Consider the following 20,120-nt stretch of genomic DNA (forward strand, 5'->3'; position numbering starts at 1 on the left):
CCGGGTCCTCAGCGGTCCTCACCGCCCAAGCGCTTCCCGATGACGAAGTCATCCACCCCACTCGAGGGCCGGCCGGCTACCTGTCTCACCACGGAGTGATCAACGACGGGCCGTCTTACACGTCACGGAGTGTCGTTGCGGTACTGGCAATCCAGCCGGACTTCTGCATTTCTTCCCGTCAACGGCCTGACGGTGGGCAGTGGGCAGTGGGCAGTGGGCAGCGTCACGCGGCAGCCCGCCCTCAGACGGCAGAAGACATGAGGGCCAACCGCCGACCCGGTCAGCTCCCCGACCCTGCTGACGAATCGAGGTCAACGCCCGCCCATAGCGGTCACATGTGATCCGGGCCGTGAGCGCCATACCGCTCGATCAGCTGGTCGGCGATCGCATCAAGGTCCTGCCCGACGTAGTTGGGCTGCGGGCCGACGTCGAGTGGCGCGTTGCCCTCCCGAAGGATGAGCGCGGCCTGCCAGCCGGCCGCCACAGCGCCGATCGTGTCCCAGACGTGGCACGCGATCAGGCAGATGTCGCCAGGCTCGACTTCGAGTGCACCGGCCACTGTGTGGTAGGCCTCTGGAGCCGGCTTGTGACGTCGCACGGTCGCGTCGACGCTGAAGCGCCGCTCGAACAGGTCGATCACGCCCGCCCGCTCCAGCTGCCGCTTGGAGATCTCCAGCGTGTTGTCGGTGAGTGTGAACAGCCGGAAGCCGTGGTCGTGGAGTCGGCGCAGGGCCGCTGGGACTTCGGGGTGGGGCGGCATGGTGGCGAACCGGTCTGTCAGCTCGGCACTGTCGGCGCCACTGATTGTGATGTTGCGTGTGGCGGCGAGCATCCGGAGCACGGCACCGCCGATGTCGGTGAACGGAACGTACGCTCCGCTGAGCGTGAGCGCCTCAGAGTAGGTGATCAGGTTGGCGAACCACAGGCGCAGGGCGGCGGGGTCGTTGAAAATCCTGTTGAAGGTGGGGTGGAGCGAGTCCAGATCGAGCAGGGTCTCGTTGACGTCGAAAACTACCATCGGTCGCTCAGGCACAACTGGGTCTTCCTTCATACATGGGGCAGAAGAGGTGGACCGCCGCCATAGCTTTTGGGGTGGCCAATCCGGGCGCCTGAGAGCCGCGCGGGCTTACCAGAACTCCCCGCAAAGACGCCATCGACTGTATGTGGTGCGAGCGATGCGGTGGGCGACCGTACATGAGGGCGCCACGCATCTCTGTGCCTTGTCACTCACCCGTACCAGGACTTGTCCGGGCGATCACGTTGGTCGCGGCTTGACGGTCCGATAACGATCTATCGAAAGCCGGTGCCTGCACAGCGCGAAGCAAACATATGATCCATCGCATGAACAGAGCTGTGAAGATCGGCATTGCCGGTACGTGCACGGCGCTGCTCGTCACGGGGGGAATCGGCGCGTACAACATCGTGCATGGGCTGACCTCCGGAGCTGCGGGCGGCGGTCGGGCCGAGGCCGGGCAGTCCGTCGACCCAGCGGCCGTATCAGCCTCACCGCCGTCGGACGCCAAGGCCGTGAAGCTGACCCGGGCGTTCCTGGACAGCTGGTCCAAGCAGCACCTCGACGGCGCGGCGAGCGACACCGACGCGCCGGACACGGCCGCGCGGGCGTTGCAGATGTACACCGACGGACTGGACCTGAAGAAGCTGACCTTCGGTCAGGTCACTGCGGTGGGTCGGTCGACGGTCACGCCAGGCGCCACCAAGGTCACCTTCCTCGTCACGGCCCAGGTGGCGGGCGGAACCTGGATCTACTCGAGCGCTGTGGCGGTGGTGCAGAGCACGGGCGGCCAGATGGCCGTGCACTGGAACAACTCGGTGCTCTACCCCGGACTGGGCGAGGACCAGTCGCTGACCGCAGGCGCGCTTCCCGCCGACGCGACCACCGCCAGGGTCGTCGCCAGCGATGGGAAGACGGACCTGGCCACGTTCCGCTCGCTACAGGACATCACGGCGACCATCCGCGAGAACGCCACGCCCACCGGTGGCAGCACCGGCACTGGTGTGGCCGTGGTCGACGCCGGTGGTGCGGGCGTCGAGACGCTGCAGGTCTTCTCCAAGGGGAAGGCCCCGGTGATCAGGACGACCATCGATGCGCGCCTCCAGGCCGTGGCCGAGGGGGCCGTGAAGGACGATCACCTGGGGGAGAGGGCGGCCGGCGCGGTGGCGCTCGACTGGAGGAACGGCCACATCCTCGCGATCGCCCACACGGGCGCGGACGGTGACATCGCTGTCAACGGCATCAAGTCGCCGGGCTCCACCATGAAGATCATCACCTCTGCCGCCCTGTTCGACCAGGTGGGCCTCACCCCGAGCAGTCCTGCCCCGTGCACGGATTCTCTGATCGCCAACAGCCAGTCCTTCCACAACGACTCGGGCGTGAGGGCCGACGCCAACGCCACCATCGCCCAGGCGTTCACCGTGTCGTGCAACACCTCCTTCATCAAGGACGGCTTCCGCTACCTGGTGCACGACGGGGATGCCTCCGCTCTGCACGACGAGGCTGTGAACGTGTTCGGCATGGGCAGCTGGTCGATCGGCGGCGGGGTCGCCACCACCGACCCGAGCATTCCGCCGGACGTTCAGGGCGGCGACCAGGCAGCCCAGTTCATCGGCCAGGGCAAGGTCGCGGCCACGCCGCTCTTCATGGCGTCCGTGGCGGCCACTGTGCGCAACGCCGGCTTCAAGCAGCCGATCATCCTGCCAGGCCAGCACCAGGACACCGCGCCGCGGCCCATCTCCGCCCGTACGGCCGGATACCTGCAATCCATGATGCGCAGCGTGGCCACCAGCGGTACCGCGGCTCCGCGCCTGGGCGGGCTGGCCGGCGTCGGCGCCAAGACGGGCACCGCTGAGGAGGGCGACAGCACCAACGGCTGGCTGACCGCGTACAACTCCCGTATCGCCGTGGCCGCGTTGGTCGTAGGCGGCCGCTCCGGCGTCGACTCCGCCGGCTACGTCGTCCGTCCGCTGCTGACCGCGAACTGACTCATCCTCAGGACCTTCGCCGACAGCCGGGAAGTCACGGTTGGCACAGGGGAGTTGTCGTCTCGGGACGTCAACGACGCTCAGCTGCTAAGAAGAAGCTCTGGCCCATGCGCGCAGTGCGGCCCCGGCCTTGAACGGCACGCCCTCGCCGTTCCGTTCGGCATATGGCCCGGAACGCCACCGAGTACGATGATCAAAAGGCGGCGGAGCCCCACCTCCCGGACGACGGAGTCTGCCATGACGACGGACCATTCGCAGTCTCATCGCATCGACACCAGCCGGGCTCACCCCGCGCGGGTCTACGACTGGCTGCTGGGCGGTAAGGACAACTACCCCGTCGACGAGGCGGTCGGCCAGACGCTGCCGCCCGAAGCGCGGGACGCGGCGCGGCAGAACCGCGCGTTCATGCACCGCGCGGCGGCCTACCTCGCCGCCCAGGGCGTCGACCAGTTCCTGGACATCGGCACCGGCATCCCGACCGAGCCGAACCTTCACCAGATCGTGCAACGGACTGTGCCCACCGCCCGGATCGTCTACGCGGACAACGACCCGATCGTGCTGCGGCACGCGGAGGCCCTGCTGGTCAGCTGCCCTGAGGGTGCCACGGACTACATCCAGGCCGATGTGCGCGAGCCGGACGAGATAGTCCGGCACGCCCGGCAAGTGCTGGACTTCGACCGGCCTGTCGCCCTGTCGCTGATCGCCCTGATGCACTTCATCCGCGACGACCAGAATGCCCACGGCATCGTCAAGGGCCTGGTCGACACACTCCCGTCCGGCAGCCACCTGGTCCTCTCGCACGCCGCGATCGACCTCTTCCCCGAACTGGCGGAGCAGGTGATCGCCCAGTACGCCAAGGGCGGCATCCGCCTCAGCTTCCGCACCCGGGAGGAGGTGGCCCGCTTCTTCGACGGACTGGAGCTGGTGCCGCCGGGCCTGGTCACCGCCACCGAGTGGTACGGCGCGGACCAGGACCTGCCCTCACCGGAGGAGAGCGGCATCTACGCGGGCGTGGCCCGCATTCCCTGACCGGACGCCGGGCAGGGGCCCCGTGCGGCCCGGCAGCGGACCGAGTCCGTGTCCCCGTACGGCGCCCCACACAGCGTCAGCCTCGACACCGGGGAGCGGGAATTGATCGCGGTCGCCGACGCCCCGCGGATGGGCACGCGAGGGCGAACGCCACCAGCGCATCGCCGACCGCATCTCCGGACTTCTCGACGACCTCGGCCAACCCTCGGATGACGCCCATGAGAATCCGTGATCCGGGAGCCCGCTGAACCTGCCCCGTCCGCCACAGCCTGGATGCGAGGTGGTGGTGCCGCAACGCGCGAGGCGTTGTCACAGCGGGGTGGTATCCATGCCCCATGAATATTGATCAAGCTGACCCTGCTGAGCTGGCGGCGCTTCGTGCGGCGTTCGACGGCGACGACGGAGGCGAGCCGGCTCTTGGCTGGGAGGCAGTTCATGCCTTCGAGGCAGAACACGGGATCGTGCTGCCCGAGCCGTATCGGACCTTCGTCGCTGAGATAACGGACGGTTCGCACTCCGGGCCGCCCGAGTACGGACTGCTGTCGGTGGCGGAACTGCCCGACGACTGGGGCGATGACGAACAGGAACGCGAGCTGGGCAAGCCGTTCCCGCTGGCGGAGGCATGGATGTGGGAGGAGGACTCGGACCCGTCCGAGGATGTCGACGAACTCCTGGAGCAGGTCTACAACCACGGCTCGATCGTGCTCGGCACCGACGGGTGCGCGATGAACTGGCATCTCATCGTCACCGGACCTCACCGAGGACACGTCTGGCTGATCAGTGACGTCGGTGCTGTCCCCTTCGGCGCGCAGTTCGGGTTCACCACGGGTGAGCCCGGCTTTGCGGGCTGGGTCCGGCATTGGGCAGCGGACAAGCCCTGGCACGACGCTGCGTGACCAGCATGGCTGCGGCGAACCTCGACCTGCTGGAGGGCCGGTTCAGCGACGGCCGAGGGCCATGAATCCCTTGGACCGCCCGTCAAGGCTGTGATCCACTGCGCTCATGAGCTTGTCGGTGGATGCCTTCGTTGTTGGCGCGGATGGTGGGAGGCAGCTACAGGATGTTCCGGACGGATGCTCCGACTCCGCGGGCTTCGAGAGCTGGCGCACTCGCGTGTGGGGCTCGCCAGTGGTGCGGTCGGTGGGGGCCGGCTTCTTTCCGGTCCTGGCCGACGCCGACCTGCAGGTCGATCCCGAGCAGGTCCCTGCGTTCCTGCGCGAGTGCCTCCTGCTTCGCGAGAACCTGGAGAAGATCGTTGCAGGTATAGAACCCGTGCGGACGACCACGGATTACAGGGACGCGATCTCCGACCGGTTGACAATGATCGAGGATGCGGCGAGGCGAGGGCTCGCGATGGGAGGCGGAGTCCTCATCTGGTGACGTGACCGGACACGCAGGAAGTTCTTCGTTGTCAGATGCAGCCCGTATGGCGACACGTCGCAGGAGGTCATCAATGTTCGGTCATGACCGTGATCCTGTCGCAGACCCCTGACATACCGGCGGCCAAGGCCCACGGGGGACCTTTTGAGTCACAGGATTTTCGGGGGAGGACACCGGCCCGCAGCGTCATGGGCTCCGGCTAGAGTTCGAGGACAACCGCTGACACGGGAGGCGACATGAGCTGGGACCTGCTCGTTCTGCCAGTCCCGCCCGAGTTCATGTCGGTCGGCGACTTCCCGGACGACTTCGAGGCAGAGCCCCTCGGCACCCACGAGGAGGTCAAGGCGGCCCTCTGCGATCGTCTCCCAGGCATCGAGTTCTCGGAACCGGCCTGGGGCCGGCTCTCCGGCCCCACCTGGTCGATGCACCTGAACCTCGGCTCACGGACCCCGGTGGACTCGATCATGCTCCATGTCCGCGGCGCCGGCGACGATGTCCTGCAGACCCTCTTCGAGATCGCCGACGCGGTGCGATGCCGTGTCATCGACATCTCCGAGGGCGAGTTCCTCGCGAAGCACGCCCCGAGCAGCTGGCGAGCGTTCCAGGCATACCGAGACCACATCGTCCGCGGATAGTTCGGAGAAGCCTGCGTCAGATGCTCACTCCTTCGAGCCGATCCGGCCCAACGGGCACGGCTCGCCGACATCCGCGACGATCTCATCGCCCGCGTCGCCGAGGCCGAGCGTGAAGGCTGGCTCGGCGAGGTGGAGGGCTTGCCGGTGAGGCCTCGCCGGCGCCCAGGACAAGCTCGCGCAGCTCGACGCCGAGGCGGCACGCCGACCCAATGGGTCAGCCTCGGTCTGCCGACCTTCGGCCAGATCGGCCTCGGCTATGGGGCTCGTCCACAGAGACGCAACTGGTTGTGGGTCATGGCGAGTTGGTGATCGTGTGGGCGGCTCGCGTTTCCTGCGCGGGTCCAGTGGTTTGTGAGGCTGGCCTAGAGAGCCACCAGCCGCCCGCCGCGCCCTTGTAGCCGGACCGAGGCGAGGGTGCCGCACATCAGTGCCACGCCGAGGAGCGTGCCGCAGGCCGCCGCCGCGGTGCGCGCGTCGCCGTCGAGGGCGGCGTGCAGGCCCCGGGCAGCCCAGTAGCCGGGGGAGGCCGGGGCCACGTCCGCGACCCAGGCCGGCAGGACGCTGAGCGGGACGAGCGCGCCGCCGACGCTGCTGAGCAGCATGCCACCTATGTCGAAGGCGGCCGAGAGCTCGCCCATGCTGCGGGCCAGCACACCGAGCAGCGTACCGAGGCCGAGCAAGGTGCAACTCCAACTCAGCAGGACGCCCACCAGCAGAAACGGATGCGGAACGCTCAGCCCGAAGACACACGTGCTGAAGCCGACGATCAGGAGTTGCTGAGCGAGCAGGGCCGCGAAGACGGGGATCGCCTTGCCGACGAGCATCTCCGCGGGATGCAGCGGTGTGCCCCGCAGGCGATCCCACGTACGGCCGAGTCGTTCGGTGAGGATCGCGTTGCCGGAGATGCTGAGTGCGAGGAGCGAGAAGGTGACCAGCGTGCCGACGACCGCCTGTTCGGTGCCGGCCGTGCGGCCTTGTGCGGCCAGGTAGAGCGGGCGCAGCAGGGTGATGAAGACGAGCGGAAGGATCATCCGGCTCAGGATTGGGCCGGGTTCGCGCAGCATCAGCAGCGCGTTGTGGCGCATCAGGACGCTCAGGCGGGTGGCGGATTCACGCAGCGACATCTCGGGGCTCCGTCTTCTTCTTCTCGATCGCTGCGGCTTCCAGGGAGTGGTAGAGGTCGTCCAGGCTGGGGCGACGTATGTCGACGGAGACGGGCGTGCGGCCGGCGGCAAGCAGGGCTGCCAGGTCGGCACCGGGATCCGTGGTGGGCAGACGCAGTTCGGGTTCGGTCGAGTCGGCGAAGGTGACCCGGAGTTCGCCCGGCAGGTGGCGGGTGAGCTCTTCCTGGGTCCCTCGCGCGATGACGCGCCCGTCCCGGGCGAGCGCCAACGTGGCGTCGAGATCAACGAGTTCCGGCAGGTAATGAGTCGTGTAGACGACGGCGGCGCCGGCTTCGGCGCGGGCCTTGACGGCGGCCAGCAGGGCCGAGCGGGTTTCCGGGTCGGCCCCGGCGGTCGGCTCGTCCAGCAGCAGTAACGGTGGAGAGCCGACCATGGCGGTCGCCGCCTGGACGCGGCGGCGCTGACCACCGGACAGGATCCCTACGGGCCGGTCCGCGACGGCTGCCAGGTGGAGCTCGTCCAGGACCCGGGCGATCTCCGTGTCTCGTCGCCGCCCACGCAGCCCGGCAAGTCCGGCGAGCAGCCGCAGGTTCTCCCGCACGGTGACGCTGCCGTACAAGGCCAACTCCTGCGGGGCCACGCCGAGGAGCCGGCGGGCGGCCCGACCGGCACGCAGCGCGTCATGCGGGCCGATGCGCATCCGGCCCGCGTCGGGAGGCACGAGACCAGTGACGATCTCGACGAAGGTGGTCTTGCCCGCACCGTTGTGCCCGATCAGGCCAACGATCTCGCCGGGCGCGACCGTCAGGTCGAAGCCGTCGAGCGCGCGACGCCGGCCGTAGCTCTTCACCAATCCCTCCGCGGTGAGCATCCTGCCTCCATGGGGTCTACGCCGTATACGTCTACACTGTAGACCCATGAGTGGCAGGCGGGAAGAGATACTGGACGCGGCACTGGCCATTGCCGACGAGCACGGCCTGGAAGCGGTCTCGATGCGCACGCTGGCCGACCGCGTCGGCGTCACACCGATGGCGTTGTACCGGCATGTCAAAGACAAGGCCGCGCTCCTGGATGGCATGGTCGGACGCCTGCTCGCCGCGCTCCTGCCATCGGACACCGCCACGGATCAATCCTGGGACGAACGGCTGGGCGACCTCGCGCACGCTTGCCGCAAGGTGACCCAGCGTCACCCCTGGGCCGCACACCTGCTCTTTTCGCGGCCTGCTGTCACACCGGACGCCGTGCGCGCGGTGGACATCATCTACACCGCCCTCATCGAAGCCGGAGTTCCCGAGCCCGAAGTGCCCAGGCTGGAGCGCCTGATCAGCACCTTCGTGATCGGGTTCGCCGCCTCCGAAGCCTCGGGCCGCTTCGCTCCCGGCGCCCTCGACCCGCGCAGCCGCCGCGGTCGACTCCCGGAAAGTGAACTCCCCGGCCACAGCAGACTCGGGCCCTGGCTGGACCTGCCCGTCGACCTCACCGCCGAGTTCGAGGCCGACCTGGACGACATCCGGCGACTGGTCGAGGCGGCCGCACGGCAACAGGAGTGACCGCGCCGCCTTCAGGTGCAAACGCTCCCCGGAAGGTGATCGTGGCCAAGTAACGCTGCGAATGGCCAACTATCGCTACGAGTCATATCGCTACGAGTCACAGGCCCTATGGCCGGCAGGCGCCGGAAATCGAACGAGTGATGAATGCGGGTATGGCCGAGGAGGGGCGCCTGCTGATCTCTCACGGCAAAGGTTGAGTGGCTAGATCTTCCGGAGAGCGAGGGCCGCTCAGCCTGTCCCAGTACTGTGGCTTCGCATGACCAACTCCGAGATCGAGATCACCGCGGACCTGATCCACGACCTGCTGCAGGAGCAGCATCCGGACCTGGCGGGGCTGGCCATCCGCGAGGTAGCGGGCGGATGGGACAACCGGCAGTGGCGCCTCGGGGACGAGTTGGCGGTGCGTATGCCGCGTACGGAACGTGCCCCGGATCTCCAGCGCAAGGAGTGCCGATGGCTGCCCGTCCTGGCCCCGCGCCTGCCACTCCCGGTCCCGAACCCGGTGAGGATCGGTGAACCGTCCGCACGTTTCCCGAAGCCCTGGACCATCATGACGTGGGTTCCCGGCGAGCCACTGGACCACGCCTCGATCAGCCGCGGCGACCACGCGGCCGACACCCTGGCGGGCTTCCTCAGGGCGCTCCATGTGGAGGCTCCCGCCGAGGCGCCGACCAGTTCGGACCGCGGCGCTCACCCCAAGAAGTGCACGGACGGCTTCGACTACTTCATGCAAGCCGTCGCACCCGGCGGCGTTGCCGACGTCGTCCGGGCCGTCTGGGATGATGCCGTCGCGGCCCCCGAGTGGGAGGGCCCGCCGGTATGGGTGCACGGTGACCTTCATCCCGCAAACGTCGTCGTCGCGGATGGGACGCTCTCGGGTGTGATCGACTTCGGTGACATGTTCGCCGGCGATCCGGCCTGGGACCTCGCGGCCGCATGGGTGATCCTTCCAGCGGGTGCCGCCTCACGGTTCTTCGACGTGTACGCGCATGCGGACGAGGCGACGGTCCGGCGCGCCCGCGGGCTGGCTGCTCTGAAAAGCCTGTTCCTCATGCTTATGGGCCAGAACGGAGATCAGGGCCTTCCTGGCGGCAAGCCGACATGGGGACCCGCAGGCCGGGCAGCGCTCGACCGTGTTCTGAGGGAGCGTTTGGATCTTGCTCCTCCGTTTCATTTGGGCTAGGTGTCACGCCAGTTGAAGCTGGTCGGCGACCGCGCTGTTCGGGGCCCTCCGCACCGGGGTGAAGGACGAGCCGGCCAAGACCGGGCACATCGTGTCGTGAAGAACAATCCGCCGGACCTGATCGACGTCCGTCCAGCCAAGGCGACCGTACGGCGAAAGTCCCGCCAGGGGAACCCTCCGAGGGTGAAATAGGTCGTACACAGAGCGTTTGGTTGAGTCCCCGCAGATCCCATGGTCACAGCTATTGACTCTTGCTGTCGGCCTGGCTTAGCTAAAGATAGTTCGCATACGACCTATGTGCTCGGGCTTCGATCCGCCCCTTCCACCGAGAGGGACGTGTCGTCTCACGTTGCGGAAGCTCGGGCATTCGAACCCGGCGCCGCGTCACCACAGTTGGGCCCGGCACCGTCCGCGGCGAAGTCCGGATCCGCGGGCCCAGATTCCTCGCGCAGACCCTCTGAGAGGCCACCATGAAGAGCCGTCAACGAGCATTCGCGGCGACAGCCACGGTCCTGGCCATGGCCGGACTCGCCGCCTGCGGTTCGGGCGGCGCCGCCGACGCGGGCGCCCAGAACACCAAGACCCTCACGGTGGGAACCATCCCGATCGGACCCCAGGTGCCGCTTCTGATCGCGGAGAAGCACGGCTTCTTCAAGGAGCAGGGGCTCACCGTGAAGCCGCAGACCTCCACCGCTTTCGACGCCACCCTGGCCGGCGTCCTCAACGGCCAGTACGACATCGGCTTCGGCGCCGCTCCGCCGCTGCTCAGCGCCCTCTCCAAGGCGGCACCGGTGAAGGTCGTGGCCCAGACCGCCTCGATCGAAACGCCTCAGGGGCCGGGCAAGAGCGGCGCGGACGTGGACGTCATCGACCCGTCCATCAAACGGCCCCGAGACCTTGAGGGCAAGACGCTGGCCGTGACCTCGCTCAACGACCTCGGCGCCGTCGGACTGCGCGCCGCGGTCATGAAGGACGGCGGGGACCCGAAGTCCCTCAAGCTCGTGGAGATGCCCGGGGCCCAGCAGTTGGGCGCCCTGCTGTCGGGACGCGTGGCGTCGGCCAACTTCAACGAGCCGAACGCCGCGGTCGCCCGCGCGAACCCCAAGGTCAGGGTCCTCTTCGGCTACACCGACTACCTGCCCCAGGGCGCACCGCTCGACGTCTATTTCGCCAAGAACGACTTCATCCGCAAGAACCCCGCGACGCTCGAGAAGTTCAGGGCCGCACTCGCCAGGGCCGTCGCCTACGCCAACGAGCACCCCGACGAGGTGCGGGCGATCACCCAGAAGCTGTGGGAGAACGTCAGTGAGCAGATCGCGGCCAAGACGGTCATGCAGCGCTACAGCACCGACGTCGACAAGAAGGCACTCGACTCCCTGCAGGACGTGCTGACCCGCTATGCGGGTCTGGAGAAGCGGACCAGCCCCAACGACTTCTACTCCTACACCCCCGGGTCCTGACATGCCGTCGATACGCCGTACCGCGCTCGGCGCGCTCGGGGCCGCCGGCACACTGGCGGCCTGGGAACTGACCTCGCGTACCGGCCTGGTGCCCGAGACATCGCTCCCCTCCGCGTCGGCGGCCCTCGGCCACCTCGCCACCGAACTCGTCCAGGCCCGGACCTGGGCACAGACCGGCAGAACGCTCGCCCAGGCCGCCCTCGCCCTCCTGTTGTGCGTGGCCATCAACATCCCGCTGGGCATGCTGATCGGACGCATACCGGCCCTCGAGGCCTACACCCGGTCGACGATCAACTTCCTGCGCTCGATTCCCGGACTGGCCCTGATCCCCCTGTTCGTCCTCTTCCTCGGCGCCCAGCCGTCGATGGTCGTCCTCCTCACCGTCTTCGTCGCCGGATGGCCGCTGCTGATCTCCACGATCGAGGGAGCGAGGTCGGTCGAGCCGGTCTCACTCGACATGGCGCGCAGCTTCCGGCTCAGCCGTACCCGCACCCTGCTCCAGGTCGTCGTCCCAGCCGCCGGACCGTTCATCGTCACCGGGCTGCAGATCACCACGGTGGTCACCTTGCTGGTGGTGGTCGGCAGCGAGCTGATCGTCAGCGCTCCCGGCCTGGGACAGCAGATGGCGGTGGCCAACGCGGCAGGCGACGGACTGTCGCTCTTCGCCCTCAGCGTCTGGACCGGCGTCCTCGGCGTCGCCGTCAACATCGCCTTCCGCAGCGCCGAGAACAAGGTGATGGCCTGGCACCACGCGGCCACCGGCAACGGGAGGAAGGCATGACAGTCAGTATGCCTCGGCGTCTCCTCCGGGCCCTGGCACTGCCCACGCTGCTGGTCATCGCCTGGGTCCTGGTCACCAACGCCGCCGACAACCTCTACGTCTCCACGCCGCAGGAGATCTGGGCCCGCGCCGTGACCTGGTGGCCCGACGGATGGCAGCAGGACCTGCTTCCGAGCGTCCGCAACATCCTGCTCGGCTTCACCCTGTCCGCCGTGGGCGGCGTGGTCATCGGCATGGCGATGGGGGCGTCCCGGACCTTGCGCGACCTGGTCACCCCGACGCTGGACTTCCTCCGGGCCGTGCCGAACGCCGCTCTGGTGCCATGTCTGCTGCTGATCATCGGCTTCTCGGCGAGCACCCGGGTGCTCGTGGTCTTCCTCAGCGCCGTCTGGCCCATTCTGCTGGGTGCCATGGACGGTGTGCTGTCCACGGACGCCCGGCTGCGCGATGTGGCGGACGCCTACCGTGTCCCACCCCTCACCCGGTTTGCGAAGGTGACGCTGCCCGCGGCGGCCCCGCACATCCTGGCCGGCATGAAGACCGCGCTCTCGGTGTCGATCGTCGTGGTCGTGATCAGCGAGATGTTCGGCGCCACCGAAGGCGTGGGGCACTTCATCATCGACTCGCAGCGCCATTTCGACATTGCCGGTGTGTGGCTGGGGACCATCGTCTTCGGAATCCTCGGATACACGCTCAACTCGCTCTACACCGTGGTGCAGCGACGCCTTCTGCGGTGGCACCCCTCCACGTGGATCTCCACATGACCCGCCCCTGCGGAAAGGAAGAACCGGCCATGCCTGTATCGACGACCACGCGCACCGCGCCGGGCGCCCGCTCGCGCGACGACCGGACGCCCGTACTCGAGGCCATCGGCCTGGGGAAGTCCTACGGCCGCGGTGAGACGGCCAAGACGGTCCTGGACGGGGTGGACTTCACCGTCGCCGCACGGGAGTTCGTCTGCATCGTGGGGCACTCGGGCACGGGTAAGACCACCCTCCTGCGATGCCTGTCGGGCCTGATGCGGCCCACGACCGGTGAGGTCCGCTTCGAGGGCACACCCGTCACCGAGCCGCCCCCGGGAATGGCGGTGGTCTTCCAGGACTACAGCCGTTCCCTGCTGCCCTGGATGTCCGTGCGCTCCAACATCGTCCTGCCGCTGAAGGGCAAGGGCGTCCCGGCGAGCGAGCAGCAGGCCATCGCCGAGGAAGTACTCGACGCCGTGGGCCTGAGCGCCCATGCCGGCAAACTGCCTCACGAACTGTCCGGCGGCATGCAGCAACGTGTGGCCATCGCGCGCGCCCTCGCCTACCGCCCCGACGTGATGATCATGGACGAGCCCTTCGCGAGTGTGGACGCCCAGACGCGCGCCGAACTCGAGGACCTCACGCTCGGACTGCGGCAGAAGTACTCCTCCAGCGTCGTCCTGGTCACCCACGACGTCGACGAGGCCGTCTATCTGGGAGATCGTGTCGTGGTACTGGGCGGCAGCCCCGCTTCCGTCCGGCGCGTCGAGGTCACCGGTCTCGGCGAATCCCGCGACCAGATCGAGACCAAGGCGCTGCCGAGGTTCGCCGAGGTACGGGGGAACGTGCTGAGCGAGATCCGGAACCAGTCCTCTGCGAGGGCCGCGAAAAGCCGAGAGGAAAAGATGGCATGACGGCACCAGAACTCAAGGGAAGCCCGGTGCCTTCGGCGGACGCCGCCGATCCCACCTGGGGCTTCCTCGCGAAGATCCGCCGACTCGTCCAGGTGTACGGCGCCGCGTGGTCCGCCGAGGTGTCCAGCGAGGTCACAGCCGTCCAGTTCGGGGCCCTTGCCGGACTGCACCGCGACCCCGGCCAGGATCAGAAGACCCTGGCCGCACGCCTGTCCATGGACAAGGCCACCGCCGCCGACGTCGTCAAGCGGATGACACAGCGCGGTCTGATCCAGGTCCTGCGCGACCCCCACGACTCGCGGCGCAAGGTGCTCATTCTGACCGAAGCCGGCCGTGAGACCGTGCAGCGGATCGCCCCTCGAGTGGACCGGCTGCGCCGTGAGGTGTTCGCCTCCCTGGCTCCCACCGAACAGGAAGCGTTCATCGGCGTGATCGACCGCCTCGTCATCGAACTCGAAACCCGGTTGGAGGACACTCCGTGACCCCCGTTGCCGCCACCGCGCAGTCGGCCATGACAGGGTCGGCCCCGCTCGACCAGGTCACACGACGCCGTACGGGGCTCGGCCTGCGTGCCCACGACCCCGCCCGGGCGTACCGCGGCTACACCCTCATCACCCCCAGCTTCGGCGGCCGCACGACCTACCTGATCGACATGGACGGGCAGGAGGTCCACCGGTGGGAGCTGCCCTGGCCTCCCGGCCTGGGCTCCCGGCTGACCGAGCGCGGCACCCTTCTGTACTCGGGGCGCATCGTCGACCGTGACCTGCCGTTCCTCGGAACCCTGCCCTTCAAGGGCGGCGTGGTGGCCGAGGTGGCGTGGGACAGCACGGTGCTGTGGTCCGTCGAGCACCCCACCCATCACCACGACGCCATCCTGCTGCGCAACGGCAACGTCCTGCTGCTCGGCCTGGAGGAGGTCCCGCCCGAGCTCCAACTGCGTGTGCGCGGCGGCGTCGACGACCCCGAGACGATGTACGTCGACACCTTGGTGGAGATGACCACGAGCGGCACGGTCGTCCGGGAGTGGTCCGGTGTCCGCCACCTCGACCCGGAGACCGACGTCATCGGCCCCGGACCCATGGACCGCAGCGAGTGGACCCACGCCAACGGAGTCGTGGAACTGCCGTGCGGCGACCTCCTCGTGAGCGCACGCCAGATCTCCACCCTGCTGGTCATCGACCGGGCCACGGGCCGCATCCGGCAGCGCATCGGTGCCGGAGTCCTCGCGGGCCAGCACGCGCCCTCGCTGATCGGCGACGACAAGGTCCTCGTCTTCGACAACGGATTCCAACGGCAGCACCCCGGCCCGCCCTTCTCCCGGCTGGTCGAATTCGACCTCTCCACCGGAGAGCCGGGCTGGACCTACACCGACCCCGTCCCCTTCGACTTCTTCAGCGCACTGCAGTCGAGCGCCCAGAGGCTCCCCGGCGGCAACACACTCGTCTGTGAGGGACTGACCGGCCGGGTCTTCGAGGTGACGCCGGAAGGCGCCACGGTCTGGGAGTACGTCAATCCGTACTTCGTCGACAGCCCGCTGGGCAACCCGGCCCTCCAGCCCGCCAACCGGATGTTCCGCGCCTTGCGCTACTCACCCGAACTGATCGAACCCCTGCTGGGGGCCCGAACCACCTCCGAGGAAGGCCAGTGAAGCTAGTTCTGCTCGGCACCGCCGGCGGTCCCAGGCCGTCCGTCCACCGCGCCGCCCCCGCCCAGGCCATCGTCCACCGTGACCAAGTGCACGTCGTCGACTGCGGCAACGGCGTCGCCCGTCAGATGGCCGCGGCCGGACTGCGCCTGGACAAGCTGGCCGGGATCTACATCACCCACCACCACGCCGACCACATGGTCGACGTGGGCGCGCTTCCCCTTCTCGCCTGGACCGACGGCATGACGGAGCCGGTCGGCATCCACGGCCCGGCCGGTATCACCGCCAGCGTCGGTCACTTCGTGGAAATGATGCGGATCGAGCTGGAGTCCCGCACCAGCACGACGGGCCGCGCCGCCTTCCCGTCGCTGCTCCACTGCCACGACCTCACCGGCCCCGGCGTGGTCCACGAGAGCGACGGGCTGCGCGTCACCGCGACCCTGGTGGACCACCCGCCGTTCGAGCACGCCCTCGCCTACCGCTTCGACGGCGACGGCCGGTCAGTGGTCATCTCCGGCGACACCCGTTACTCGCCGAAGCTCGCCGAACTCGCCACCGGAGCCGACGTCCTCGTCCACGAGGCGATCTACGAGGAGGCGCTGGCCGAACAGCTTCGCGGCGCCCGGGCCGCCACACTCCGGGAGCACCTCGTCAGTTGCCACACCACCGCACAGGACGCGGGCCGCCTCGCCAAGGAGGCCGGCGTACGCACCCTCGTGCTCTCCCACCTCGTACCGCACCACCCCACGGTCACCGAAGAGATGTGGCGCGCCGCCGCCGCCTCACAGTTCGACGGCGAGATCATCATCGGCCGCGATCTGCTCGACATCTGAAACCCAGGGAGAAAGCGCATGACCCACACGCCCAGCCGCGGCGAAGCACCGGCGAAGGCCGGCACCGTGCTCGCGAACGGCGTCGAGCTGTACTACGAGCTGCGCGGCACCGGAACGCCACTGCTGATGATCCCCGGAGCCGGTGGCGACGCCGGCACCTACGAGGACGCCGCCAGGCTCTTGGCCGAGCACTTCACCGTGATCACCTACGACCGTCGCGGCAATTCCCGCAGTTCACACCCAGAAGGATGGACCGCGACCTCACCCGACGAACAGGCCGACGACGCGGCGGCGCTGCTGCGCGCTCTCGACCTGGCGCCGGCCCACGTCTTCGGCAACAGCAGCGGCGCCACCATCACGTTGAACCTCTCCCTTCGCCACCCGGAAGTCGTCCGCAACGCGGTCGCCCATGAACCACCCAAGATCGGGACGATGCCCGAGCGCGACGACCTGCTCGCCGCGATGCGCGACCGTGCCGAGGAGGCCAGGAAGCGGGGCGGGTACCGCGAGTCGATGGCCGACTTCAGCGGCTGGCTCACCGGCACCACACGGGAGCGCAAGGAGGACCTCGCGGAGCGGACCCTCGACAACGGTGAGGTGTGGGTGACCCGTGAACTCGGCGTCGTCGATCGCTGGGACCCTCCGGCCGACGTCGTGGCCGACCACCGGATTCCCGTCACGGTGGCCGTCGGCTCCGAGGGCGGGACGGAACTGCACCAGGAACTGCTGGGCCGCTACCGCTCCGCGCTCGAGAACCTCGCCCGGCGCATCGGTGCCGACTTCACCTCCATGTCCGGCGGGCATGTTCCGTACGCGACCCATGTCCGCGACTTCGTGCCGCAGCTTCTGACTCTGCTCCAGCAGCATGACGGACCGGAACCGGGCGGTGAGGGAGCCTGATCCGCCGGCAGTGATGGCCACCGCGCCGCTCCGTGCGGTGCGGCGGCCGGTGTGCTCGCGGTGCGGGGCCAGGCTCACCGACCGGCCCGGCGTCGCCCGGACGTGGTGCTGGGCGACCGCGGCCACGACAAGTACCGCGTCCGGTCCGGGACCTCGGAGCGAAGCCACTGATCGCCCGCCGCGGCACCGGGCACGGCTCCGGCCTCGGAGCCCAACGCCGGCTCGTGGAACGTGCGTTCGCTCACCCGCACTGGTTCCGCCGTCCGCGGATCCGCTGGGGTGTCCGCGACCTGCGAAGTCTTGGGGTGCCGCAGCAGCAGTCGCGGCAGACGGTGACGGTGGGCCGCTCCGCCCCCGGGGCGGGGGCGGCGCACCGGGCGCCTCTGCTCACGCGGTGTCCCTGGTGAGTCGGGGCCAGGCGGCCTCGCGCAGCAGGCGCAGGCCGTTGAGGCCGACGAGGACGGTGGAGCCCTCGTGCCCGGCGACGCCCAGAGGCAGGGGGAGTGTGCCGATCAGGTCCCATGCGACCAGGACGGTAATGAACGCCCCGGCGACGACCAGGTTCTGGATGACGAGGCGGCGCGCGGTGCGGGACAGCTGCACGACGGACGGGATGGTGGCCAGTTCGTCGCGGACGACGACGGCGTCGGCGGTCTCCAGGGCGAGGTCGGAGCCGGCCTTGCCCATCGCGATCCCGGAGTGCGCTGCGGCCAGCGCGGGGGCGTCGTTGACTCCGTCACCGACGACGAGCACCCGCTTCCCCTCGGCCTCCCACTCCTTCACCGCGGCCGCCTTGTCCTGTGGCAGCAGTCCGGCGCGGACCTCGGTGACGCCGACCGCGGCGGCCAGGTACCGTGCGGCACGCTCGTTGTCGCCGGTCAGCAGTACCGGGGCGCAGCCGGTCAGCCGGGTGAGCGCGGCGACGGTGGCCACCGCGTCCGGACGCAGCCGGTCGGCGATGCCCAGCACCCCCACCGGCACCCCGTCACGCAGGACCACCACAGCGGTGCGGCCGGTGTCCTCCAGCTCGGCCACCACCTGCCCGTGCGACTCGTGAGCGGAGCCGTCCAGCAGGCGGGCAGGGGAGCCGACCTGGACGGTGTGGCCGTCGACGGTGGCGGTGACGCCCTGTCCCGGTCTGGAGGTGAAGTCGCCGGCCTCGGCCAGCGCCAGGTTCCTCTCACGGGCGGCGGCGACCACGGCGCGGGCGAGCGGATGCTCGCTGGGGTGCTCGGCGGAAGCCGCCAGCCGCAGGAGCGAGCCCTCGTCCAGGTCGCTGCCGGACAGCGGCCGCAGGTCGGTGACGCGGGGGGTGCCCTCGGTGAGGGTGCCGGTCTTGTCCAGCGCGACGGCGTCGATCCGGCCGAGGCGCTCCATGACGACGGCGGACTTGGCGAGCACACCGCGGCGGCCCGCGTTGGCGATGGCCGACAGCAGCGGCGGCATGGTGGAGAGCACCACCGCGCACGGCGACGCGACGATCATGAACGTCATCGCCCGCAGCAGCGCCGACCGCAGCGTGTCGCCGAAAGCGAGCGGGACGGCGAACACGGCGAAAGTCGCGAGGACCATGCCGATCGAGTAGCGCTGCTCGATCTTCTCGATGAACAGCTGGGTGGGAGCCTTGGTCTCGGAGGCTTCCTCGACCATCTTCACGATCCGGGCGATCACCGAGTCCGACGGATCCCGCTCGACCCTTGCGCGCAGGGCGCCGGTGCCGTTCACAGTGCCGGCGAACACCTCGGCACCCGCCTGCTTGGCGACCGGCAACGGTTCGCCGGTGATGGTGGCCTGGTCCACGTCACTGACCCCGTGAAGGACCTGGCCGTCGGCACCGACCCGCTCCCCGGGGCGGATCAGGATGGTGTCCCCGACCGCCAGTCGCTCGGTGTCGACGCTCTCCTCGGTGCCGTCCGGCAGCAGCCGGGTGGCGGTCGTGGGGGCCAGGTCGAGCAGGCCGCGCACGGACTCCGCGGTGCGGGCGGTGGCGATCGCCTCGAGGGCGCCGGAGGTGGCGAAGATGACGATCAGCAGCGCGCCGTCGAGAATCTGCCCGATCGCGGCGGCCCCGAGGGCCGCAACGACCATCAGCAGGTCCACGTCCAGCGTCTTGTCCTTCAGAGCCTTCAGGCCCTCCCAGCCCGGCTCCCAGCCTCCGGTCACGTAGGTCGCGGCGAACAGCGTCCCCCACAGCCACGCCGGACCGTCGAGCAGGTGGACGGGAAGGGCGAGCAGGAACAGCAACAGGGCCGCGAGCGCCCACCGTGCCTCCGGCAGCGCCGGCAAACGAGTGGGGCGCCGGAGCAGGGCAGGCCGTGGGCCGCCGACGGACGGCGCGGACCGCTGGTCCAGTACAGAAGACATGACAAAACAACCCTTCCCGGGCAGACGCGGCAACACCTCCACCGTACAGGAACATATGAACAGGTCTTCAAGTGACATCGGTATCATGGCGTCATGGGCCACGGACGCGTCACCACGACCAGCAGCGCCACGACCCGCGAGCGCCTTGACACGGTCGGCACCGCGGACGTCGCCGCCACGCTCCAGGCCCTCGCCACGCCTTCCCGGCTGTACATCCTGGCCCGTCTCCAGGAGGGGCCATGCTCGGTCGGCGAGCTCGCGGAGGCCGTCGGCATGGAAGCCTCCGCCTGCTCCCACCAGCTTCGCCTGCTGCGCAACCTCGGTCTGGTGACCGGTGAGCGGCGAGGACGGTCGATCATCTACGCCCTCTACGACAACCACGTCGCTGAACTCCTCGACCAGGCCCTCTATCACGTCGAGCACCTGCGCCTGGGGGTCCGTGACATCCCGGCCGAGCGCCCCGAGCCCGCCGCTGTCGACTGAGATCGGACCGACGACCGGGGCGGTTCGGCGGAGCACCTCGAAGCGCGCCACTCGGCATGGGCTGACTCCGTCGGCCGACGACAGGGCGAACGCCGC

20 protein-coding genes are annotated in these 20,120 nt (G+C 69.0%); 16 read left to right on the top strand and 4 right to left on the bottom strand.

What is annotated here, in order from left to right; translation table 11 throughout:
- Positions 1 to 331 precede the first annotated feature (331 nt).
- Complete coding sequence (locus TNCT6_RS30770; RefSeq protein ID WP_141364208.1) at positions 332 to 1,033, bottom strand: haloacid dehalogenase type II; 702 nt, start codon at positions 1,031 to 1,033, stop codon at positions 332 to 334.
- Between the two features lie 308 nt (positions 1,034 to 1,341).
- Between TNCT6_RS30770 and TNCT6_RS30775 the strand changes: the two genes are divergently transcribed.
- The 5 genes from TNCT6_RS30775 to TNCT6_RS30795 all read left to right on the top strand — a co-directional run bounded on the left by TNCT6_RS30775 (position 1,342) and on the right by TNCT6_RS30795 (position 6,044).
- Positions 1,342 to 3,000 carry a penicillin-binding transpeptidase domain-containing protein gene (locus TNCT6_RS30775; protein WP_141364210.1) on the top strand — a complete coding sequence of 553 codons (1,659 nt, stop codon included), beginning with the start codon at positions 1,342 to 1,344 and terminating at the stop codon, positions 2,998 to 3,000.
- A 237-nt stretch (positions 3,001 to 3,237) separates the two neighbouring features.
- Positions 3,238 to 4,029, top strand: a complete 792-nt coding sequence (locus TNCT6_RS30780) for an SAM-dependent methyltransferase (protein WP_141364212.1) — start codon at positions 3,238 to 3,240, stop codon at positions 4,027 to 4,029.
- Positions 4,030 to 4,364: 335 nt separating this feature from the next.
- On the top strand, positions 4,365 to 4,925 hold the full coding sequence (locus TNCT6_RS30785) for an SMI1/KNR4 family protein (RefSeq protein ID WP_141364215.1): 561 nt from the start codon (positions 4,365 to 4,367) through the stop codon (positions 4,923 to 4,925).
- 106 nt (positions 4,926 to 5,031) lie between these two features.
- The gene (locus TNCT6_RS30790; protein WP_172633105.1) at positions 5,032 to 5,409 is read left to right on the top strand and encodes a hypothetical protein; all 378 of its coding nucleotides are present in this window, start codon (positions 5,032 to 5,034) and stop codon (positions 5,407 to 5,409) included.
- Between the two features lie 236 nt (positions 5,410 to 5,645).
- Positions 5,646 to 6,044 carry a hypothetical protein gene (locus tag TNCT6_RS30795; protein WP_141364217.1) on the top strand — a complete coding sequence of 133 codons (399 nt, stop codon included), beginning with the start codon at positions 5,646 to 5,648 and terminating at the stop codon, positions 6,042 to 6,044.
- 362 nt (positions 6,045 to 6,406) lie between these two features.
- On the opposite strand, the gene TNCT6_RS30805 is transcribed toward TNCT6_RS30795, so the two are convergent.
- The gene (locus TNCT6_RS30805; RefSeq protein ID WP_141364219.1) at positions 6,407 to 7,168 is read right to left on the bottom strand and encodes an ABC transporter permease; all 762 of its coding nucleotides are present in this window, start codon (positions 7,166 to 7,168) and stop codon (positions 6,407 to 6,409) included.
- On the bottom strand, positions 7,155 to 8,039 hold the full coding sequence (locus TNCT6_RS30810; protein ID WP_141364222.1) for an ABC transporter ATP-binding protein: 885 nt from the start codon (positions 8,037 to 8,039) through the stop codon (positions 7,155 to 7,157). Before TNCT6_RS30810 ends, TNCT6_RS30805 begins: the two co-directional genes overlap by 14 nt.
- A gap of 46 nt (positions 8,040 to 8,085) precedes the next feature.
- On the opposite strand from TNCT6_RS30810, the gene TNCT6_RS30815 reads away from it, so the two are divergent.
- The 10 genes from TNCT6_RS30815 (at position 8,086) to TNCT6_RS30860 (ending at position 17,177) form a co-directional block, all read left to right on the top strand.
- Positions 8,086 to 8,718, top strand: coding sequence for a TetR/AcrR family transcriptional regulator (locus tag TNCT6_RS30815; RefSeq protein WP_141364224.1), 633 nt, complete (start codon positions 8,086 to 8,088; stop codon positions 8,716 to 8,718).
- Positions 8,719 to 8,974: 256 nt separating this feature from the next.
- Positions 8,975 to 9,901: an aminoglycoside phosphotransferase family protein gene (locus tag TNCT6_RS30820; RefSeq protein ID WP_141364226.1), complete on the top strand. Its 927-nt coding sequence runs from the start codon at positions 8,975 to 8,977 to the stop codon at positions 9,899 to 9,901.
- A gap of 470 nt (positions 9,902 to 10,371) precedes the next feature.
- Positions 10,372 to 11,361, top strand: coding sequence for an ABC transporter substrate-binding protein (locus TNCT6_RS30825; RefSeq protein ID WP_141364228.1), 990 nt, complete (start codon positions 10,372 to 10,374; stop codon positions 11,359 to 11,361).
- A 1-nt stretch (position 11,362) separates the two neighbouring features.
- Positions 11,363 to 12,142 carry an ABC transporter permease gene (locus TNCT6_RS30830; RefSeq protein WP_172633106.1) on the top strand — a complete coding sequence of 260 codons (780 nt, stop codon included), beginning with the start codon at positions 11,363 to 11,365 and terminating at the stop codon, positions 12,140 to 12,142.
- 8 nt (positions 12,143 to 12,150) lie between these two features.
- Positions 12,151 to 12,906 carry an ABC transporter permease gene (locus tag TNCT6_RS30835; protein WP_172633107.1) on the top strand — a complete coding sequence of 252 codons (756 nt, stop codon included), beginning with the start codon at positions 12,151 to 12,153 and terminating at the stop codon, positions 12,904 to 12,906.
- Between the two features lie 29 nt (positions 12,907 to 12,935).
- A complete protein-coding gene (locus TNCT6_RS30840) occupies positions 12,936 to 13,799 on the top strand; it encodes an ABC transporter ATP-binding protein (protein WP_141364234.1) in 864 nt (287 codons plus the stop codon).
- Positions 13,796 to 14,281: a MarR family winged helix-turn-helix transcriptional regulator gene (locus tag TNCT6_RS30845; RefSeq protein WP_141364236.1), complete on the top strand. Its 486-nt coding sequence runs from the start codon at positions 13,796 to 13,798 to the stop codon at positions 14,279 to 14,281. The genes TNCT6_RS30840 and TNCT6_RS30845 overlap by 4 nt, the downstream gene beginning before the upstream one ends.
- The gene (locus TNCT6_RS30850; RefSeq protein ID WP_141364238.1) at positions 14,278 to 15,447 is read left to right on the top strand and encodes an aryl-sulfate sulfotransferase; all 1,170 of its coding nucleotides are present in this window, start codon (positions 14,278 to 14,280) and stop codon (positions 15,445 to 15,447) included. Before TNCT6_RS30845 ends, TNCT6_RS30850 begins: the two co-directional genes overlap by 4 nt.
- Entirely contained in the window at positions 15,444 to 16,277 is an 834-nt protein-coding gene (locus TNCT6_RS30855; RefSeq protein WP_172633108.1) for an MBL fold metallo-hydrolase, read from the top strand. Before TNCT6_RS30850 ends, TNCT6_RS30855 begins: the two co-directional genes overlap by 4 nt.
- Before the next feature lie 18 nt (positions 16,278 to 16,295).
- A complete protein-coding gene (locus TNCT6_RS30860) occupies positions 16,296 to 17,177 on the top strand; it encodes an alpha/beta fold hydrolase (RefSeq protein WP_141364242.1) in 882 nt (293 codons plus the stop codon).
- A gap of 387 nt (positions 17,178 to 17,564) precedes the next feature.
- Here TNCT6_RS30860 and TNCT6_RS30870 read toward each other — a convergent pair whose 3' ends face one another.
- On the bottom strand, positions 17,565 to 19,541 hold the full coding sequence (locus TNCT6_RS30870; RefSeq protein ID WP_141364244.1) for a heavy metal translocating P-type ATPase: 1,977 nt from the start codon (positions 19,539 to 19,541) through the stop codon (positions 17,565 to 17,567).
- A 93-nt stretch (positions 19,542 to 19,634) separates the two neighbouring features.
- On the opposite strand from TNCT6_RS30870, the gene TNCT6_RS30875 reads away from it, so the two are divergent.
- Complete coding sequence (locus TNCT6_RS30875; RefSeq protein ID WP_141364245.1) at positions 19,635 to 20,024, top strand: metalloregulator ArsR/SmtB family transcription factor; 390 nt, start codon at positions 19,635 to 19,637, stop codon at positions 20,022 to 20,024.
- Positions 20,025 to 20,120 lie beyond the last annotated feature (96 nt).

The sequence above is a fragment of the Streptomyces sp. 6-11-2 genome (genome assembly GCF_006540305.1).
Classification (GTDB): domain Bacteria; phylum Actinomycetota; class Actinomycetes; order Streptomycetales; family Streptomycetaceae; genus Streptomyces.

Coding starts and splice junctions, on each gene's coding strand:
- TNCT6_RS30845 (WP_141364236.1), top strand. CDS start 13,796: ATGACGGCACCAGAACTCAAGGGAAGCCCGGTGCCTTCGGCGGACGCC.
- TNCT6_RS30840 (WP_141364234.1), top strand. CDS start 12,936: ATGCCTGTATCGACGACCACGCGCACCGCGCCGGGCGCCCGCTCGCGC.
- TNCT6_RS30820 (WP_141364226.1), top strand. CDS start 8,975: ATGACCAACTCCGAGATCGAGATCACCGCGGACCTGATCCACGACCTG.
- TNCT6_RS30795 (WP_141364217.1), top strand. CDS start 5,646: ATGAGCTGGGACCTGCTCGTTCTGCCAGTCCCGCCCGAGTTCATGTCG.
- TNCT6_RS30790 (WP_172633105.1), top strand. CDS start 5,032: ATGAGCTTGTCGGTGGATGCCTTCGTTGTTGGCGCGGATGGTGGGAGG.
- TNCT6_RS30810 (WP_141364222.1), bottom strand. CDS start 8,039: ATGCTCACCGCGGAGGGATTGGTGAAGAGCTACGGCCGGCGTCGCGCG.
- TNCT6_RS30835 (WP_172633107.1), top strand. CDS start 12,151: ATGCCTCGGCGTCTCCTCCGGGCCCTGGCACTGCCCACGCTGCTGGTC.
- TNCT6_RS30785 (WP_141364215.1), top strand. CDS start 4,365: ATGAATATTGATCAAGCTGACCCTGCTGAGCTGGCGGCGCTTCGTGCG.
- TNCT6_RS30780 (WP_141364212.1), top strand. CDS start 3,238: ATGACGACGGACCATTCGCAGTCTCATCGCATCGACACCAGCCGGGCT.
- TNCT6_RS30875 (WP_141364245.1), top strand. CDS start 19,635: ATGGGCCACGGACGCGTCACCACGACCAGCAGCGCCACGACCCGCGAG.
- TNCT6_RS30805 (WP_141364219.1), bottom strand. CDS start 7,168: ATGTCGCTGCGTGAATCCGCCACCCGCCTGAGCGTCCTGATGCGCCAC.
- TNCT6_RS30830 (WP_172633106.1), top strand. CDS start 11,363: ATGCCGTCGATACGCCGTACCGCGCTCGGCGCGCTCGGGGCCGCCGGC.
- TNCT6_RS30870 (WP_141364244.1), bottom strand. CDS start 19,541: ATGTCTTCTGTACTGGACCAGCGGTCCGCGCCGTCCGTCGGCGGCCCA.
- TNCT6_RS30815 (WP_141364224.1), top strand. CDS start 8,086: ATGAGTGGCAGGCGGGAAGAGATACTGGACGCGGCACTGGCCATTGCC.
- TNCT6_RS30860 (WP_141364242.1), top strand. CDS start 16,296: ATGACCCACACGCCCAGCCGCGGCGAAGCACCGGCGAAGGCCGGCACC.
- TNCT6_RS30775 (WP_141364210.1), top strand. CDS start 1,342: ATGAACAGAGCTGTGAAGATCGGCATTGCCGGTACGTGCACGGCGCTG.
- TNCT6_RS30825 (WP_141364228.1), top strand. CDS start 10,372: ATGAAGAGCCGTCAACGAGCATTCGCGGCGACAGCCACGGTCCTGGCC.